Annotated in this window: 14 protein-coding genes; 8 read left to right on the forward strand and 6 right to left on the reverse strand. The window is 61.6% G+C overall.

The genetic code is table 11. The annotated features are described in order from the left end of the window. Positions 1-143: 143 nt before the first annotated feature. Positions 144-1319, reverse strand: coding sequence for a phosphoglycerate kinase (locus tag PGB28_RS17740; protein ID WP_271422870.1), 1176 nt, complete (start codon positions 1317-1319; stop codon positions 144-146). A 131-nt stretch (positions 1320-1450) separates the two neighbouring features. On the opposite strand from PGB28_RS17740, the gene PGB28_RS17745 reads away from it, so the two are divergent. The 4 genes from PGB28_RS17745 (at position 1451) to PGB28_RS17760 (ending at position 4602) form a co-directional block, all read left to right on the forward strand. Continuing rightward, positions 1451-1957, forward strand: coding sequence for a peptidylprolyl isomerase (locus PGB28_RS17745; RefSeq protein WP_271422871.1), 507 nt, complete (start codon positions 1451-1453; stop codon positions 1955-1957). Then, a complete protein-coding gene (locus PGB28_RS17750) occupies positions 1950-2504 on the forward strand; it encodes a peptidylprolyl isomerase (protein WP_271422872.1) in 555 nt (184 codons plus the stop codon). The genes PGB28_RS17745 and PGB28_RS17750 overlap by 8 nt, the downstream gene beginning before the upstream one ends. Positions 2505-2752: 248 nt before the next feature. Then, positions 2753-3406: a pyridoxamine 5'-phosphate oxidase family protein gene (locus tag PGB28_RS17755; RefSeq protein WP_271422873.1), complete on the forward strand. Its 654-nt coding sequence runs from the start codon at positions 2753-2755 to the stop codon at positions 3404-3406. Between the two features lie 224 nt (positions 3407-3630). Beyond that, positions 3631-4602, forward strand: a complete 972-nt coding sequence (locus PGB28_RS17760; protein ID WP_271422874.1) for a DUF3179 domain-containing protein — start codon at positions 3631-3633, stop codon at positions 4600-4602. Positions 4603-4776: 174 nt separating this feature from the next. On the opposite strand, the gene PGB28_RS17765 is transcribed toward PGB28_RS17760, so the two are convergent. After that, positions 4777-5730, reverse strand: a complete 954-nt coding sequence (locus PGB28_RS17765; protein ID WP_271422875.1) for a radical SAM protein — start codon at positions 5728-5730, stop codon at positions 4777-4779. A gap of 249 nt (positions 5731-5979) precedes the next feature. On the opposite strand from PGB28_RS17765, the gene zwf reads away from it, so the two are divergent. Genes zwf through pgi form a run of 3 tightly spaced genes read left to right on the forward strand, consistent with a single transcriptional unit; the run spans position 5980 to position 9731 of the window. Then, a complete protein-coding gene (gene zwf / locus PGB28_RS17770; protein WP_271422876.1) occupies positions 5980-7431 on the forward strand; it encodes a glucose-6-phosphate dehydrogenase in 1452 nt (483 codons plus the stop codon). Further along, on the forward strand, positions 7431-8102 hold the full coding sequence (gene pgl / locus PGB28_RS17775) for a 6-phosphogluconolactonase (protein ID WP_271422877.1): 672 nt from the start codon (positions 7431-7433) through the stop codon (positions 8100-8102). Before zwf ends, pgl begins: the two co-directional genes overlap by 1 nt. Before the next feature lie 12 nt (positions 8103-8114). Then, positions 8115-9731 (forward strand): glucose-6-phosphate isomerase, encoded by a 1617-nt coding sequence (gene pgi, locus PGB28_RS17780; protein ID WP_271422878.1) that lies wholly within the window; start codon positions 8115-8117, stop codon positions 9729-9731. Positions 9732-9785: 54 nt separating this feature from the next. On the opposite strand, the gene PGB28_RS17785 is transcribed toward pgi, so the two are convergent. Both PGB28_RS17785 and PGB28_RS17790 read right to left on the reverse strand, forming a co-directional pair. Next, positions 9786-10187, reverse strand: coding sequence for a DoxX family protein (locus tag PGB28_RS17785; RefSeq protein WP_271422879.1), 402 nt, complete (start codon positions 10185-10187; stop codon positions 9786-9788). A gap of 118 nt (positions 10188-10305) precedes the next feature. After that, positions 10306-10722, reverse strand: coding sequence for a cupin domain-containing protein (locus PGB28_RS17790; protein WP_271422880.1), 417 nt, complete (start codon positions 10720-10722; stop codon positions 10306-10308). Positions 10723-10931: 209 nt separating this feature from the next. Between PGB28_RS17790 and PGB28_RS17795 the strand changes: the two genes are divergently transcribed. Continuing rightward, complete coding sequence (locus PGB28_RS17795; RefSeq protein ID WP_271422881.1) at positions 10932-11207, forward strand: glycine zipper 2TM domain-containing protein; 276 nt, start codon at positions 10932-10934, stop codon at positions 11205-11207. On the opposite strand, the gene PGB28_RS17800 is transcribed toward PGB28_RS17795, so the two are convergent. Both PGB28_RS17800 and eno read right to left on the reverse strand, forming a co-directional pair. Beyond that, on the reverse strand, positions 11204-11716 hold the full coding sequence (locus tag PGB28_RS17800; RefSeq protein ID WP_271422882.1) for a GNAT family N-acetyltransferase: 513 nt from the start codon (positions 11714-11716) through the stop codon (positions 11204-11206). The genes PGB28_RS17795 and PGB28_RS17800 overlap by 4 nt on opposite strands. A gap of 90 nt (positions 11717-11806) precedes the next feature. Continuing rightward, positions 11807-13081: a phosphopyruvate hydratase gene (gene eno, locus PGB28_RS17805; protein WP_271422883.1), complete on the reverse strand. Its 1275-nt coding sequence runs from the start codon at positions 13079-13081 to the stop codon at positions 11807-11809. Positions 13082-13097: the final 16 nt, after the last annotated feature.

The following is a 13097-nucleotide window of genomic DNA, read 5'->3' on the forward strand; positions in this document are numbered from 1 at the left end:
GGTTGATGATCGCGCGAGCCTTATTCTGATGCAGTATTTGGCAGGCATAAAGTGCTTTGAATCGCCCGTTGGATCGCCACCCCAGGGGCTGACGTTGCGAAAGGTAGCTTGTCCCGCAAATCAAACACCCTTTGCCCCGCACCTCACCCCAGCGCCGCCACGCCCGGCAGCGTCTTGCCTTCCATCCATTCAAGGAACGCCCCGCCCGCGGTGGAGATATAGGTGAAATCCTCCGCCGCACCGGCCTTGTTCAGCGCGGCCACCGTGTCGCCGCCGCCCGCCACAGAGATCAGCTTGCCCGCCTTGGACAGCTCTGCCGCCTGTTTCGCCGCCGCATTGGTGGCCGCATCAAACGGCTCGATTTCAAACGCGCCCATCGGTCCGTTCCAGATCAGCGTTTTGGCGGTTTCCAGCACACTGGCCACCTTGGCCACGGTCTCCGGTCCCGCATCTAGGATCATCGCATCCGCCGGGCAGGCATCGGCGGCCACGACCTCATTCTCGGCGCCTGCCTTGAATTCCCGCGCGACAACCACATCCACCGGCAGGATGATCTCGCAGCCCGCCACTTTGGCCTTCTCCATGATCTCCAGCGCGGTGCCGGTCATGTCATGTTCGGCCAGCGATTTGCCCACGTCGATGCCCTGCGCCGCCAGAAACGTGTTGGCCATGCCGCCGCCAATCACCAGATGATCGACCTTGCTCACCAGATTGCCCAGGAGGTCCAGCTTGGTCGACACTTTCGCACCGCCCACTACGGCCACCACGGGGCGTTCGGGATTGCCCAGAGCGGCCTCAAGTGCCGAAAGCTCCGCCTGCATCAACCGGCCCGCGCAATTGGGCAGCAGTTTCGCCACGCCTTCGGTCGAGGCATGCGCGCGATGCGCGGCGGAAAACGCGTCATTGCAATAGATATCGCCCAGCGAGGCGAGGAACCCGGCCATTTGCGGGTCATTGGCCTCTTCCATCGCGGTGAAGCGGGTGTTTTCCACCAGTACAACCGCGTCGGCGGGCAGGGCATCAAGCGCATCGCGCGACGGGGTCTCGACAAAGGTCACCTCGCGGCCCAGCGCCGCCTCCAGCGCGGGCAGCACCTGGCGCAGCGACATCTCCGGCACGACCTGGCCCTTGGGACGTCCGAAATGCGCCAGCAGCACCGGCTTGCCCCCGGCGGACAGGATATCGCGAATGGTGGGCAGGATACGCTGGATGCGGGTATCATCGGTGACGACGCCATCCTTGACCGGAACGTTGATGTCCACGCGGGTCAGCACGATCTTGCCCGAAAGGTCCATATCGTCGAGAGAATTCCAGCCCATGTCGCGGCTCCTGTGATTGTAATCGGATTTGGCCCCGTGTTTGACCCCAAAGCACGCATTGGTCAACTGGCCTTGCCCGCGCCTGTCCGGCCCATTAGGTATCTGGGCAATCAAACCGACAGGAGCGCCAAATGGCCGAGATCAAAGACCCCGAAAACACCATCCTGATGGAACTCAAGGACGGCACCGTCACCATTGAGTTGCTGCCCGACGTGGCCCCCGAGCACACCAAGCGCATGAAGGAACTGGCCCGCGCCGGTGAATATGACAACGTGGCTTTTCACCGGGTGATCGACGGCTTCATGGCCCAGACCGGCGATGTGCAGCATGGCGATATGGAAGACGGGTTCAACATCCGCATGGCAGGCACCGGCGGTTCGTCCCTGCCGAACCTGCCTGCGGAGTTCTCCAAGCTGCCCCATGACCGCGGCACGCTGGGCGCGGCGCGCTCGCAGGCGCCCAATTCGGCCAATTCGCAGTTCTTCATCAACTTCAAGGACAATCATTTCCTGAACGGGCAATACACCGTCTATGGCCGTGTGATTTCCGGTATGGAACATGTGGACGCCATCACCCGGGGCGAGCCGCCTGCGAACCCTGATCGCATGATTTCCGTCAAGGTGGCCGCCGATGCGTAAGCTGGCGCTGGCATTGACCCTGTTGGCCGGTCCCGCATTCGCGACCGGCCTTCAGATCGAGGTGGCGGGCGAGGCCAATGGGACCATCACCATCGACCTGCTCGAAGATGTGGCCCCGGGCCATGTGGAACAGATCACCGCGCTGGCGGGCGAGGGGGCCTATGACAACGTGGTGTTCCACCGCGTGATCGACGGCTTCATGGCGCAGACCGGTGATGTGCAGTTCGGCGACATGACGGATGAGGCATTCTCGATGGAGCGGGCGGGTCTCGGCGGATCCGAGCGCGATGATCTTGCGGCGGAGTTTTCCTCGGAGAGCTTTGACCGCGGCGTCGTGGGCATGGCGCGCAGCCAGAGCCCGAACTCCGGCAATTCGCAGTTCTTCATCATGTTCGCCCCTGCGCCACATCTGAACGGGCAATATACCGTTGTGGGCCGCGTGACCGAGGGCATGGAGGTGGTTGACGCGATCAAGCGCGGGGCCGGGCGCAACGGCGCTGTTCTGGGCGAGCCGGACCGCATGGTGTCGGTTACCGTGACGGACTAAAGCTGTTGCCGCGTCCCTGGAGCTTTCCGGGGCGCGGAGACCGCTTGCGTATCCTTTGGCAGACTTTCCGCTGTTCTTTCGGCCCGCTGTCGGAGCGTAGATACATAAGATGATGACTTGGCAGACTCTGCTTTGCCGAATGCTTGGACCGCTGAGTTTGGCGCGGAGCTGCGTGCCTCCCGGTTCGGCGTGTTTGGTGGTGGCTGGCACCTCTGTTATCCTTGTCCGGGCGACTCAGGAGATGACGGATGGCAGAATTTTACTCCGATGCGCACAGATCGTTACAGGACCGGTTTGACACGCGACGGCTGGCCGACGCGCTGCATGACAACGTCATGCGATCCGAACTGGCCAAGATGGACAAGCGCTTCATTACCGCCAGCGATTTCTTTTTCCTGTCAACCGTCGACCACAATGGCTTTCCAACGGTGTCCTACAAGGGCGGACATCCGGGGTTCGTGTCGATACTCGACGACAAGACGATCGCCTTTCCCGTCTATGATGGGAACGGGATGTTCTATTCCATGGGGAACATCGAGAATATGCCGAAAGTCGGAATGCTTTTTATCGATTTCGAACGCCCGCGCCGGTTGAGGCTCCATGGCCGGGCGGTCCTGTCGGCGGACGATCCGCTGAAGGCGGATTGTGCCGGCGCCTTGATGATCGTGCGGATCGAGCTTGAGAGCATCTTTACAAACTGTCCCCGCTATATTCACAAATACCGACGCGTTGAAAGTTCCGAATTCGTCCCGGTGGAAGGCAAGGAGCCTCCCGTTCCCGAATGGAAACGCGTAGATTACCTGCAGGAAAACCTTCCTGCGCGGGATCGGGAAATTGCCCGGCAATCCGGCGAGGTGGTGACCGAGTCGGAATACCGCAAGAACTTTTGGAAGGGGCTGTGATCAAACGGCACCGGCCCTGTCAGCACAGGTGATGCAGATGCAAGGCGCGGGGGGATTTTTCATTCTTTTCAGCCTTAGCCTGTCTTGTTTTGAAGTTGGCCGAAGCTTCGGTAGGACAGACTTGGATAATTTATCGGGGCACGGGCGATCAAACCCGCGTGGGGTGGACTATGCAGAGGGCGGCGGATCGCGCAGGCTTGGATCACCCCAAGGAGTGAGCGCCCATGTTTCTCAGACCGATCATTTTCGCCTTTGCCGTGACATGTTCCGGGAGTCTTGCCAGCGCCAGCCCGGAATTCTGGGCGCGGGAATGGCCGAACACGAATTTCGGGAAAACCAGCGTGGAGAATTGGGTCGAGATCCTGTCCGGGGGCCCGCCCAAGGATGGCATCCCGGCGCTGGATGACCCCGCGTTCAAACCGGTGGCGGAGGAAACCCGCATCGATGACCGCGAACCAGTGATCACGGTCGACATTGAGGGGGCCACCCCGCGCGCCTATCCGATCCGCTACCTCACCTGGCATGAGATCGTGAATGATGAGGTGGGCGGCGTGCCCGTTGCGGTGACCTTTTGCCCGCTGTGCAATTCCGGCCTCACCTTTGACCGGCGCACGGAGCATGGTGTGCTGAGCTTTGGTGTCTCGGGCAAGCTGCGCAATTCCGACATGGTCATGTATGACCGCGAGACCGAAAGCTGGTGGCAACAGGCCATGGGCGAGGCCATCGTGGGTGATCTGCTTGGGACCGAGTTGAAACAATTGCCCACATGGATGGAAAGCTGGGCGCAGTTCACCGCGCGCAATCCAGACGGGCTGGTCATGGAGGAACCGGACTGGCCACGCAGTTACGGGCAGAATCCCTATCGCAACTATGACAGCTCGCACCGGCCGTTCCTTTATTCCGGGGAAATGCCGCCCCATGGCATTCCGGCGTTGATGCGCGTGGTGCGGGTGGGGGACCGGGCCTGGCCCCTGTCCCGGTTCGATGCGGCGCAGGAGATTTCCGAGGCGGGCGTGACCCTCACATGGGAAAAGGGGCAGGCCTCGGCACTGGATTCGGCCAGGATCGGTGATGGGCGCGAGGTGGGCACGATCCGGGTTCGGGACGGGCAGGGGCGGGATGTGCCCCATGACGTGATGTTCGCCTTTGCCTTTCACGCCTTCTGGCCGGATGGGACGTGGATGGTGGGGCGCTAGCGGACAAATCTGTTCCAACAGATTTGCAAATGCCTTGGAAGGCATTTGGTCACGCTGAACAACTCGCCCCGCCCAACACGCAGAATTTCGCACAGTGGGGAGTTTGATCCGGTCCGCCAAAGGCGGCAAAGCCTCCGGGGGAGGGTTTGAGGATCAGACGGGCGGAGCCCTTGTCTAGGCTGAACAACTCGCCCCGCCCAACACGCAGAATTTCGCACAGTGGGGATGATTCAACGCCACGTCGCGCTCGGCTTCTTTCAGCGTCGCGCCCATATCGAACTCGGGCTCATAGGGCAGCAGGGTACAGGCCACGACCGTGGGGCTGTCGGCCCTTTTGCGTTTCACCACCATGCGTGAAGAGGCGCACATGACATCCTGGGGCGATTTGCCAAGGATACCCCAGCAGGCGGTGGTGATTTCCGGCACTTCGACGGACATGTCCATCTCGGGGAACAGGACCGTCATGCCAGGGTCCTGCGCGTCAGTGTCAAAGCCTTCGCGGGCAAAAAGCTCAGCATAGCCAGCCCGCGCCGCCGCCTCGCTTTCGGCCCAGACGATGCGCCCCGCCACTGCCATGCGAATACCGGCATCGCGCAGCCAGCGCATGCCCTCAAGCGTGCGTTCAAAGGCGTCCTTGCCGCGTTCGGCGTCGTGAATCTCGGGGGACCAGTGATCGACCGAAATCCGCAGGGTCAGCTTGTCACCAAACTCGGCCTGCAAGTCCTGCAGCCCGGCGCGCACGCGCTTGCGCATCATCGGGCGCATGGCATTGGTGAGGATCAGAACCTCGTAGCCCCGTGCCAGCGCAGCGCGCGCCATTGCGATCATCTCGGGGTTCATGAATGGCTCGCCGCCGGTAAACCCGATCTCGCGCACATTCCAGTTCCGGGCGTCCAGCTGGTCGAGATAGGACACCACCTCTGCCTCGGTCAGGTAGACCAGCGCGTCATTCGTGGGGGAGCTTTCGATGTAACAATTGGCGCATTCGATATTGCACAGCGTTCCGGTGTTGAACCACAAGGTCTGCGGGTTGCTCAGCGCCACACGCGCGCGGTCCTCCCCCTTGGCGGTTTTCAGCGGATCGCGGAACCTGCCCGCATTGGCATCTGTAACAGTCTGATCTTTCATGAACTTGTCGCTACCCCGCACATATAGTTCCGGAGTTAAAGACCTGTGCCGCGCTTGCCAATGGGCGGGCAACATGGCTGACGCCATTGTGAAGCGGCTTTGGCGTGTTAAGATTTGCCCGGGTGATGTAATCCGCGCCGTATGGATGAAAATTGTTAGCGCTAACTTGAATATGCGCGCGCACAGGTATATGCGCTGAGGCAACGCCAAGTCGGTGCACATGCCGACACAACCTGAAGAGGGCTTCTTATGGTATCGCGTGTCATTCCCGTCGAGACATTCGACCTTGTCATATTCGGCGGCACCGGGGATCTGGCGCGCCGCAAGATCTTGCCCGGCCTGTTTCGCCGTTTCTGCTCGGGGCAGATGCCCAAGGAGGCCCGCATCATCGGCGCGGCGCGCTCCGAGATGGACGATGCCGGGTTTCGCGAGCTGGTCCGCGACGCCATCCACGAGTTCGACAGCAAGCGGCCCGATGATTGCCCGGAGCTGAACGGTTTCCTTGAGTGCCTGGCCTATGTCGCGGTGGACGCCAAGGGCGATGGCGGCTGGAACGAGCTGTCGGCGCTGATGCGCGAGGGTACGGTGCGAGCATTCTACCTGTCCGTGGCACCGTCGCTTTTCGGGGATATCGCCGAACGGTTGCACACCCGTGGGCTTGCCCTGCGCGACAGCCGGATCGTGGTGGAGAAACCCTTTGGCCGCGATCTGGCCTCGGCCCGCGCGCTCAACGAAACGCTGGCGCTGCATTTCCACGAAGACCAGATCTACCGAATCGATCACTACCTGGGCAAGGAAACGGTTCAGAACCTGATGGCCGTGCGGTTCGGCAACATGCTGTTCGAGCCGCTGTGGAACAGCCAGTATATCGACCATATCCAGATCACCGTGGCCGAGACCGTCGGCGTCGGTGGCCGCGGCGCCTATTATGACAAATCGGGTGCCATGCGGGATATGGTGCAGAACCACCTGATGCAGCTTTTGTGCCTGATCGCGATGGAGCCTCCCTCGCGGTTCGAACCGGATTCGGTGCGTGACGAGAAACTCAAGGTGATCCGGGCGCTGGAACCGGTGGATTACCACCACATCGTCCGGGGTCAATATGACAAGACCGATACCCAGCCGGGCTATCGTGAGCATGCCGAAAACCCCCGCTCTCATACCGAAAGCTACATTGCCATGAAGTGCCATATCTCCAATTGGCGCTGGGCAGGCACGCCGTTTTACATGCGCACCGGCAAGCGCCTGCGCGCCCGCGCGAGCGAGATCGCCATCGTGTTCAAGGACACACCGCATTCGATCTTTGACGAGGATGCGGGGCGGCACCGCAACACGCTGGTCATTCACCTGCAACCGAAAGAGGGCATGGAGCTTGGTGTCACGATCAAGGAACCGGGGCCGGGGGGTATGCGCCTTATTGATGTGCCGCTGGACATGACCTTTCAGGAGGCTTTGGGCCCCGATGTCGAGGATGTGCCGGACGCCTATGAGCGGCTGATCATGGATGTGATCCGTGGCAACCAGACCCTGTTCATGCGCGGTGACGAGGTCGAGGCCGCCTGGGCCTGGACCGATCCGATCATCGAGGGCTGGGAAGCGCGCAAGGAAGTGCCTAAACTCTACGACAGCGGGTCGAGCGGCCCGGAGGATGCGCTGATGCTGATGCATCGGGACGGGCGCAAGTGGCGGGAGATCAAGTGATGGATTTCGTGACATATGCCGATCAGGAGATGTTGGCCATCGACCTGGCCAACCAGATCGCAGGCGAGCTGACCGCAGCGCTGGAGCATGAAGACCGCGTGCTGATGGCCGTGCCGGGCGGCACCACGCCGGGCCCGATCTTTGACGATCTTTGTGCTGCGGATCTCGACTGGTCGCGGGTGGATGTGATGCTGACAGATGAGCGTTGGGTCCCGGAGGATCACGCGCGCTCGAACACACGGCTGATCCGCGAACGCTTGCTGGTGGATCGCGCGGCGGCGGCCCGCTATATCCCGCTTTACATGCCCGGTGAGACACCCGAGGAGCGCCTGGCCGATCTGGAAACAAATATCGTGCCGCGCCTGCCGATCTCGGTCCTGCTGCTGGGCATGGGTGCGGATATGCACACCGCGTCGCTGTTTCCGGGCGCGGACAAGCTCGCCGAGGCGCTGGATGCGGACGCGCCGGTGTTGATGCCCATGCGGGCCCCCGGCGCGCCAGAGCCGCGCATTACCCTGACCGCGCGGGTGCTTGATGGGGCGCTGTCCAAGCACATCGTCATCTTTGGCGAAGACAAGAAAGCGGCGCTGGAACAGGCCCGCACACTCAAGCCGATTGATGCGCCGGTCTCGGCGGTCCTGGCCGAGACCCGGGTGCATTGGGCACCGTGATACTATTCAGAATTGAGGAGTTCACCAATGTGGGCTGATTTGCAGGAACATGCCAAGGGCGTGACCGACCGGAAAATCACAGAGTTGTTCGAAAAACCCGCGCGCGCTGCGGAATTTTCCACAGAATTCGATCAATTATTGTTCGATTACTCCAAAACAAACATTGATGACACTGCGCGCGACATGCTCCTGAAGCTGGCCAGAGAGCGCAATGTCGCCGCCCGCCGCGACGCCATGTTCGCGGGCGACAAGATCAACGAGACCGAAACCCGCGCCGTGCTGCATACCGCCCTGCGCAACCTCGATGGCGGCCCTGTGATGGTCGATGGCGAGGATGTCATGCCCGGTGTTATGGACACGCTGGCGCGGATGGAGGCGTTTGCCGGGGATGTGCGCAGCGGGCGGTTCACGGGGCAGGGCGGTGCCATCACCGATGTGGTCAATATCGGCATCGGCGGCTCCGATCTTGGCCCCGTGATGGCCTGCGCCGCGTTGTCGCCCTATGCCGACGGGCCACGCACGCATTTCGTCTCGAACGTGGACGGCGCGGATATTGCCGACACGTTGCGCGGGCTGAACCCGGAAACGACGCTGGTGATTGTCGCCTCCAAGACGTTCACCACGATCGAGACCATGACCAATGCGCGCACGGCCAAGGCCTGGATGTCCGAGCGCGTCAGCGACCCGGCGGCACAGTTTGCCGCGCTCAGCACGTCGGATGAGAAAACCGCTGCGTTTGGTATCGATCCCTCCCGCGTTTTCGGCTTCGAGGATTGGGTTGGCGGGCGCTACTCAATGTGGGGGCCGATTGGGCTATCCATCATGATTGCCATCGGTGCGGATGCGTTCCGCGCCTTCCTGCGCGGCGCGCAAGCCATGGACCGCCATTTCCGTTCGGCGGAGTTCCACGAAAACATGCCGGTGCTGTTGGCGCTGGTCGGCATCTGGCACAATCAGGTGCTGGGCCATGCCACGCGCGCGGTGCTGCCTTATGACAACCGGCTGATCCGGTTGCCTGCCTATCTGCAACAGCTTGAGATGGAGAGTAACGGCAAATCCGTCTCCATGCACGGCGCGGACTTGCCGTATGATTCGGGTCCCGTGGTCTGGGGCGAGCCGGGCACCAATGGCCAGCACGCGTTCTACCAGTTGATCCATCAGGGCACCCGCGTGATCCCTTGCGAGTTTCTCGTGGCTGCCGAGGGTCATGAACCGGACCTGGCACATCATCACGAACTTCTGGTCGCCAATTGCCTTGCCCAATCCGAGGCGCTGATGCGCGGCCGCACGCCGGACGAGGCGCGTGAAAAAGTGCGCGGCCAGTTCGAAGGCGAGGAGCTGGAGCGTCAGGCCCGCCACCGTGTCTTCCCCGGCAATCGTCCGTCGACCACGTTGATCTACCCGAAACTGACGCCCGAGGTTCTGGGCCAGATCGTGGCGCTCTATGAGCATCGCGTCTTTGTCGAAGGCGTGATCCTAGGCATCAACTCCTATGACCAATGGGGCGTGGAACTAGGCAAGGAACTGGCCACCGCGCTGGGTCCGATTGTCGCCGGTGAGGAAAGCGCCGAAGGCAAGGACGGCTCGACCCAAATGCTTGTGGAGTATGTATTGAAAAACCGGGGCTGAGGCCCCGGTTTCCCAGAGACGTGTTGGCCCGCCGAAACGCTCGGCGGGCTGTTTTCATGCGGTGGCTGCGCGGGCCGACGATCCGGTCCAGGCATCCACCGACCATGCGCCTGCGCCAGTCAGGGCAAGGGCGATGTAACCCCCTGTCAGCGCAAGGTTCTTCATGAACATGGTCATTTGCATCTGGTCGGCCGGCACGAAGTGATAGAGCACGCCCGAGGCCAGACAGAACGCGCCAAGCGCCAGCGCCACAAGCCGGGTCTGAAAGCCCACAAGCAGCGCGACGCCGCCCAGGATTTCAAACGCGATTACCGGCCAGGCCAGAAAGCCGGGCACGCCGCCCGATTCCATGAAACCGGCAAAGCCTTCGACATTTCCAAGCTTGCCGATCCCGGCCATGATGAACAGAACGGCCAGCAGAACGCGGGCCACGAGCGGTGCAATCGTTTGGGTCATGATGCGTATCCTTGTAGTTTGATCATTGACCCGCTTATGCCGATGTGCGGTGGTGTCGGTAATTCCAATATTTGAAACAGGCCTTGTGCAATTTTGCACTGAATGGTTGGGTGTGGGATCAGGGAATATCAAACCCCGGCGAAGCCAGTTCGAACCCTTCGAATTGAAACCCCGGGCTGACCGTGCAGCCCACCAAAGTCCAGTCTCCGGTGCTCACCGCGCTTTGCCAGTGATGCGCGGGCACGATCCGTTGTGGCAACTGGCCGGCGGCAAGGTCCGGCCCCAGCATATGATCGGTTTTCGGCCCGGCATCGGTGTCCGCCATGGACAGGATCAACGGCGCACCGGCATAGAAATGCCAGATCTCCGTGGCGTCCACCCGGTGCCAATGGCTGCGCTCGCCCGCGGGCAGAAGGAAATAAATACAGGTGCCGCAAGGCCGCCCATTGCCATCCGCCACCCAGGTCTGGCGGAAATACCCGCCCTCGGGATGCGGGGCGAGGTTCAGGTGGGCGATGATCTCGTCTGCGGTCATGGGGGCACCTTAACCCCGGTCACAAACCCGTGAAAGACCATAGGTGCGCGCCAATTTCTTTGGTATATAAGCAAGACTTCGCCGGGACCCGGCAAGAAGGCGCTGGAATCCCGGCGTCCTGCTCAAAGGGGATGTTGCGCCCTGATCCGTGCCTATCTGTTGAAACGAGTGCCCCACATTGGGCGCGTATGCGACCACAGGAGGAAGACATGACATTTCGATTTTTGATCCCGGCCGTGCTTGCCGGTTTTACGCTGTCGGCCTGCGATACGCTGACCACGGAACAGCGCACCGTGGCCGGTGTGGCGGGCGGGGCCGCCGCCGGTCTGATCGCAGCCTCGGTACTGAAAGCCGACAACAACTGGCGCATCATCGCGGCTCTGGCCGGGGCCGCCGCAGGCACGGTCGTGGCCCAGAACACGGCCACCGGGCGTTGCGCCTATTCCAATGGTGACGGCACCTATTACACCGCACCCTGCCGCTAAAGCCGCATCTCAAAGAACAACAAGTGCCCCTCTGCAATGGGGGGCACTTCCTGATAGGGGCCGCGCGGGCGAAATCCCATGGTGGTATAAAGCCGCTGCGCAGCGGTCAGCGGTTTGGACGTGTCCATCAGGATGCGGGCAAAACCCAGATCCCGGCAGCCCTCGATCAGCGCGGACATGAGCGCAAAACCTGCACCGGTGCCGCGCGCGTCCTCATTGACATAGACCCGCTTGATCTCGGCATCTTCCGGGGACAGGCGATGCACCATACCGCAGCCCACAGGCTCCCCATCACGGAGCGCGAGACTCATGAACCCGTCGGGGGGCGCATGTTCCTCGGCCAGCCGCTCCATGAGGGCGGCGTATTTTTTCGCAGGGTAAAACATGTCCACGATCTCCGCATCAAAGGGCGAGAGCGCCCGGAGGAAGCCGTGATACTCCCAGCACAGCGTGCGCACGGCCGCGATATCGGCCTCGGTGTCGGGTGTGATGATGCGCAGATCGCCCATGAAAAAGTCCCCCTGAACGGTTCAGGAGGACTTTATCGATTTTTCCGGGCGGCACGAATTATGTTTCGTGCCCCCTTTGATCACGACCGCTTATTTCAGAATCGAGCGCCCGGCATATTCTGCCGTCTCGCCCAGCATTTCTTCGATTCGGATCAGCTGGTTGTATTTGGCCAACCGGTCCGAACGCGCCAGCGACCCGGTCTTGATCTGTCCGCAATTGGTGGCCACGGCCAGATCGGCAATGGTGGCATCCTCGGTCTCGCCCGAGCGGTGGCTCATGACGTTGGTGTAACGCGCGCGATGGGCCATATCGACCGCTTTAAGAGTTTCCGTCAAGCTGCCGATCTGGTTGACTTTTACCAGCATGGAGTTCGCCACGCCCTTGGCAATCCCGTCGGCCAGACGCGCCGGGTTGGTCACGAACAGGTCGTCGCCGACAAGCTGGACCTTATCGCCCAGCTTCTCGGTCAGGATCGCCCAGCCGTCCCAGTCATCCTCGCTCATGCCGTCTTCGATCGAGATGATCGGGTAATCGTCACAGAGCGCGGCAAGGTAATCGGCGTTTTCTTCCGACGACAGCGATTTGCCTTCGCCCTTCAGCTCATATTTGCCGTCCTTGTAGTACTCGGTCGCCGCGCAATCGAGCGCCAGGTAGATGTCCTCACCCGGTTTGTAACCCGCCTTCTCGATGGATTTCAGAATGAAATCAAGCGCTTCCCGAGTCGAGGCGATGTTCGGCGCAAAGCCACCCTCATCGCCGATTCCGGTGGACAGGCCCGCCGCCGACAGTTCTTTCTTCAGCGTGTGGAACACTTCCGCGCCCATGCGCACCGCCTCACGGATATTCGTGGCGCTGACCGGCATGATCATGAATTCCTGAATGTCGATTGGGTTGTCGGCATGTTCGCCACCATTGATGATATTCATCATCGGTACCGGCAGGATGCGCGCCGAGGTGCCGCCCACATAGCGGAACAGCGGCTGCTGGGTGGCGTCCGCGGCGGCCTTGGCCACGGCCAGCGACACGCCAAGAATGGCGTTTGCACCCAGACGGCCCTTGTTGTCGGTGCCGTCCAGTTCACACATTGCCATGTCGATGGCGACCTGTTCGGTGGCGTCCATGCCCACGATCTCGTCGGCAATCTCGCCATTCACGGCGGCCACGGCTTCCAGCACGCCCTTGCCCATGTAGCGGCTCTTGTCGCCGTCGCGGCGTTCAACGGCCTCATAGGCCCCGGTCGAGGCTCCCGAAGGCACGGCGGCGCGGCCCACGGTGCCGTCTTCGAGCGTCACATCGACCTCAACGGTCGGGTTGCCACGGCTGTCGAGGATCTCGCGCGCGAAAATGTCGATAATGGTGGTCATGGAGTATTGTCCCTCA

The sequence above is a fragment of the Primorskyibacter aestuariivivens genome (genome assembly GCF_028023675.1).
In the GTDB taxonomy this organism is placed as follows: domain Bacteria; phylum Pseudomonadota; class Alphaproteobacteria; order Rhodobacterales; family Rhodobacteraceae; genus Marinovum; species Marinovum aestuariivivens.

Bases quoted from the DNA above. Each gene is read 5' to 3' on its own strand.
- PGB28_RS17740 (WP_271422870.1), bottom strand. From the start codon at position 1,319: ATGGGCTGGAATTCTCTCGACGATATGGACCTTTCGGGCAAGATCGTG.
- PGB28_RS17745 (WP_271422871.1), top strand. From the start codon at position 1,451: ATGGCCGAGATCAAAGACCCCGAAAACACCATCCTGATGGAACTCAAG.
- PGB28_RS17750 (WP_271422872.1), top strand. From the start codon at position 1,950: ATGCGTAAGCTGGCGCTGGCATTGACCCTGTTGGCCGGTCCCGCATTC.
- PGB28_RS17755 (WP_271422873.1), top strand. From the start codon at position 2,753: ATGGCAGAATTTTACTCCGATGCGCACAGATCGTTACAGGACCGGTTT.
- PGB28_RS17760 (WP_271422874.1), top strand. From the start codon at position 3,631: ATGTTTCTCAGACCGATCATTTTCGCCTTTGCCGTGACATGTTCCGGG.
- PGB28_RS17765 (WP_271422875.1), bottom strand. From the start codon at position 5,730: ATGAAAGATCAGACTGTTACAGATGCCAATGCGGGCAGGTTCCGCGAT.
- zwf (WP_271422876.1), top strand. From the start codon at position 5,980: ATGGTATCGCGTGTCATTCCCGTCGAGACATTCGACCTTGTCATATTC.
- pgl (WP_271422877.1), top strand. From the start codon at position 7,431: ATGGATTTCGTGACATATGCCGATCAGGAGATGTTGGCCATCGACCTG.
- PGB28_RS17785 (WP_271422879.1), bottom strand. From the start codon at position 10,187: ATGACCCAAACGATTGCACCGCTCGTGGCCCGCGTTCTGCTGGCCGTT.
- PGB28_RS17790 (WP_271422880.1), bottom strand. From the start codon at position 10,722: ATGACCGCAGACGAGATCATCGCCCACCTGAACCTCGCCCCGCATCCC.
- PGB28_RS17795 (WP_271422881.1), top strand. From the start codon at position 10,932: ATGACATTTCGATTTTTGATCCCGGCCGTGCTTGCCGGTTTTACGCTG.
- PGB28_RS17800 (WP_271422882.1), bottom strand. From the start codon at position 11,716: ATGGGCGATCTGCGCATCATCACACCCGACACCGAGGCCGATATCGCG.
- eno (WP_271422883.1), bottom strand. From the start codon at position 13,081: ATGACCACCATTATCGACATTTTCGCGCGCGAGATCCTCGACAGCCGT.